4 protein-coding genes are annotated in these 3,346 nt (G+C 51.0%); 3 read left to right on the top strand and 1 reads right to left on the bottom strand.

Translation table 11 applies throughout. The annotated features are described in order from the left end of the window. Window positions 1-61: 61 nt before the first annotated feature. From E4U03_RS12350 to E4U03_RS12340, 3 genes are all read left to right on the top strand, one after another. Window positions 62-298 (top strand): hypothetical protein, encoded by a 237-nt coding sequence (locus E4U03_RS12350; RefSeq protein ID WP_135014020.1) that lies wholly within the window; start codon window positions 62-64, stop codon window positions 296-298. Between the two features lie 193 nt (window positions 299-491). Further along, entirely contained in the window at window positions 492-1,361 is an 870-nt protein-coding gene (locus E4U03_RS12345) for a replication initiation protein (RefSeq protein ID WP_135014019.1), read from the top strand. Then, a complete protein-coding gene (locus E4U03_RS12340) occupies window positions 1,348-1,605 on the top strand; it encodes a helix-turn-helix domain-containing protein (protein WP_194210417.1) in 258 nt (85 codons plus the stop codon). The genes E4U03_RS12345 and E4U03_RS12340 overlap by 14 nt, the downstream gene beginning before the upstream one ends. Before the next feature lie 325 nt (window positions 1,606-1,930). Here E4U03_RS12340 and E4U03_RS12335 read toward each other — a convergent pair whose 3' ends face one another. After that, on the bottom strand, window positions 1,931-2,614 hold the full coding sequence (locus E4U03_RS12335) for a hypothetical protein (RefSeq protein ID WP_135014018.1): 684 nt from the start codon (window positions 2,612-2,614) through the stop codon (window positions 1,931-1,933). Window positions 2,615-3,346: the final 732 nt, after the last annotated feature.

Genomic DNA, 3,346 nt, shown 5'->3' with positions numbered 1-3,346 from the left:
ACCACATCAGCACCCAAGGACGGTGCCGTGAGAAAAAATCACGAGAAAAAGAACCCCCATCATGAAGATTGAAATCCCCCTGTTCGACCAGGCAGAAGAGAACCCCACCGGGGAAGTTATCGACCTTGCCTTCACTGAACACGGATACCTAAGCGCCAAGACCGTCCGGAACATTGTTCAAAGCACCGCGGGGCGGGTCGTACTGCAAGAGGCGAGCCTAGGGCTTTTAGAGCAGCCCTGGTTATGGTCGGTAGCACTGGCAACAGGTGCAGAAGAGTTAGAGCTGGCGCTGGGTTGAGGGTGAGGGTCTGGGCTGGGTTGAGGAGTCCTTGAGGCGGGTTTCTTCGGTGGCGCAGGAGGTGCTGTCGGGGGTCAAGGTGGGGCGTGTGCGAGGGGCGGGGAGGGTAACTACCTGATTAAATAATAAGGTAGTTGGGACACGCCGGGGTAAATCCAACCTGGGACACCCCCACCATGCTTGACTGGAAACCATGAGTTTCGAGAACGTCTTCACCGAGCACTGGCTACCAGCCAAACCCCTGTGCTCTGACCGCAAGAATGGCAGCTACAAGCGCCAAACCCGCGCCCGCGCTCTCGAACACGCCTACATCGAAACCAACCCACTAGCCATGCAGTCCCTCATCGTCACCGACCACGACGGGGCAGACGCCGACTACATCGCAGACCTAGCAGGCCTCCCACAACCCTCCTGGGTAGCCATGAACCCCCACACCCGTAGCGGGCACATCGTCTACGCCCTCAAAGCCCCTGTCTGCCTGACCAATGCAGCACACCGCGCCCCAATCAACCTGCTCGCCCGCGTTGAGCAAGGACTGACAGACGTTCTCGGCGGGGATATCGGCTACGGCGGGAGAATCACCAAAAACCCCACCCACACCGCCCACATGCCCCTCTGGGGCGCCTCAGAAGCCCTCTACGGGCTCAAAGACCTTGCTAAGGCTCTTGGGGACGTAGGAGCCCTCCCAGCGCCTCACAGGAACGCTCAGACGGTCTTAGACTCCACGGTGGGCAGGAATGTCGCCCTCTTCAATCTCACCCGCCAGTGGGCCTACAGGGCGCGTTTACGCTACACGGACTTCACGGAGTGGTCAGAGACGGTGTACGCCTTTGCTTCGATGAAGAATGCTTCGGTGATTGCTGATGAGTTTTCGCGTGGCCCGATGGGTGAGGGTGAGGTTGCTCAGATTGCTCAGTCGATTGCTTCGTGGGTGTGGACGCGGATTACTCCTGAGCAGACGGAGACTAACCGCAAACGCTGGGCAGAGAACCTGAAAAAGGGACGCGCTGTTAGAAAGAAATCTCTTATAGAAGAACTAAGAAAGATTGATGATGGTCGCTGAAAACCCGGTGCGTCGTAAAAAAACAGCACGGGAGTTAGCAGAAAAGCTAGGCGTCAGTGTAAGCACTGTTCAGCGTCTGATGGCTGAACCCCGTGATCAGTATCTAGAACGTGCCAACATCAAGCGGAAGCAGGTTGCAGATTTACGTGTGCAAGGGTTATCTGTTAGAGCCATCGCTAACGAGTTAGGGATTTCTAAAAGTGCTGCAGGACGCTATGTTCAAGAGTACGAAAATAATGCTTAATCGAAAATCCCATATTTTTCTACTAATAGGCAGGAGATTATTAGTAGAAAAATATGGGAATAATATTGTACCTAAGCTGTAGGAAACAATCCTTCTGACACTTAATATGTTCTATTCAATTTTGATGATGCCATGTATATAGACGCTAGAGGACCAAGAATAGGAACTGCGAATGATAAGAACAGAAGAGTAAATTTTCTCTTTACACCCCAAATCTTATCAACCCCGATTAGATACAATGCTAGAAGAAATAAAATAAGATGAAAAATTAAGGTCAGACTGAATATAAATTCGGCTCCAGTAGGGACCAAGGGATTTTCCATTCTTACCTCCAGCCGTTCCCCACTACTTCCCCGTTCGCGTTCGCTTCAATGAACTGAATATTTTCCCGCTTGCTAGCTTCAGCAACATTAGGGATTCCATACACTGAAGTTACTTTGCATTCGAATACAGCTTTTCCGCCCGAAACAAAGTGGCCGTTATTCTCGCTGTTAATACTTTGTACCGGATTATACGAACGTTCAACGATGCACCCTTGGCTTAGAGTGTTTATGGAGTCCCCGGTTACCTCGTATTTACCCGTGGCCTTTGTTTCAGAAATTTTGATACCTGCAAATGTGAATGCTTCTGTCGCCCATACATCCTTCACTGAAGATACAGAGCGGAAAGCAACACCAGAAGAATTAACTACTCCTGAAGATTTATCAACCTGCATATTTCCTACCGACTCACTTGGCATCGGCACGCTGCCATCCAGGTACCCCATCAATTCAAGTTTCTGTTCTTTAGTCAGAGAGTCAAATTTATCCAAATCAATTTTGGCGTTTGAGTCTCCAGACAAAACTTGTTTTTCAATTTCTCCTCGAAAGCTGTGTAGCACAGCTTGAGATGACTGTTGATTCCCTTCTGCAACCGCATGGCTCGGGGTGGCGAGACCTGCACCTACAACAGCTCCACAAGCGAGGAAAGCGGTGGCTGCACCAGTCGAAATTTTCTTTACGAGGGTCATTGTTCGTTCTTCCTTTCGTCCCAGAGCATCTTCACCCTGGTGATTGGCAACACTTAAACCCAACCACACACGCTTTAAGTAAGTCAACTTGCTATATTACGATTCGATAACAAACCCACTAAACCACCTAGTCAGCGCGCTCTCAAAAAATCTACATAACACCCCTACCGTCAGGGTGCTAGGCGGCAACACCACCCCACCCACACCCAAACCACCCCGCCGAGCCCTGACGGAGCACCACCCAACCCAACCACCGCCCCAATGCCTAGCGCAGCGTCCCGACAAAAACGGGCTAGACCTGGCGAAACAAGCACTTAGGTTACCTAAGCAGTTAGCTTGCTCCACCCGGTGCTTAGATGCACTCGCCATTTATGAGTTACTCAAAATAGAAGTTCCTGAATCATTGGATGCATGAGGTGTGCCGGAAAAATCAGCACCTCATCCGGGGCAATCACTGGCAGTTTTCGCCTTCAGCTGAGGTGCAGGAGCCAACAAAAAATTGTGCCCATTCTCAGCTGTGGGGCCGCACTTTTTGTCACAGCAGGGCACAGGTTCTGGGGTCCAAAATGTTTTTGGCATACGTGCCTACCTGCCTACCTGCCTACCTGCCTGTTTCTGCTTTTGATTCCTGGCGTGCCTGCTGATCTTATCGGCTTCCTCTTCATCCGTGCTCTTGACTAAGGCTTCTTCTCTAAGCACCCCTTGTGTCTTGGGTTAGCTGTTAGATACTTT

The sequence above is a fragment of the Rothia nasimurium genome, from assembly GCF_004569295.1.
Classification (GTDB): Bacteria; Actinomycetota; Actinomycetes; order Actinomycetales; family Micrococcaceae; genus Rothia; species Rothia nasimurium_B.
This window is presented reverse-complemented; position numbering and strand designations above follow the sequence as displayed.

Coding starts and splice junctions, on each gene's coding strand:
- E4U03_RS12345 (WP_135014019.1), top strand. CDS start 492: ATGAGTTTCGAGAACGTCTTCACCGAGCACTGGCTACCAGCCAAACCC.
- E4U03_RS12335 (WP_135014018.1), bottom strand. CDS start 2,614: ATGACCCTCGTAAAGAAAATTTCGACTGGTGCAGCCACCGCTTTCCTC.
- E4U03_RS12340 (WP_194210417.1), top strand. CDS start 1,348: ATGATGGTCGCTGAAAACCCGGTGCGTCGTAAAAAAACAGCACGGGAG.
- E4U03_RS12350 (WP_135014020.1), top strand. CDS start 62: ATGAAGATTGAAATCCCCCTGTTCGACCAGGCAGAAGAGAACCCCACC.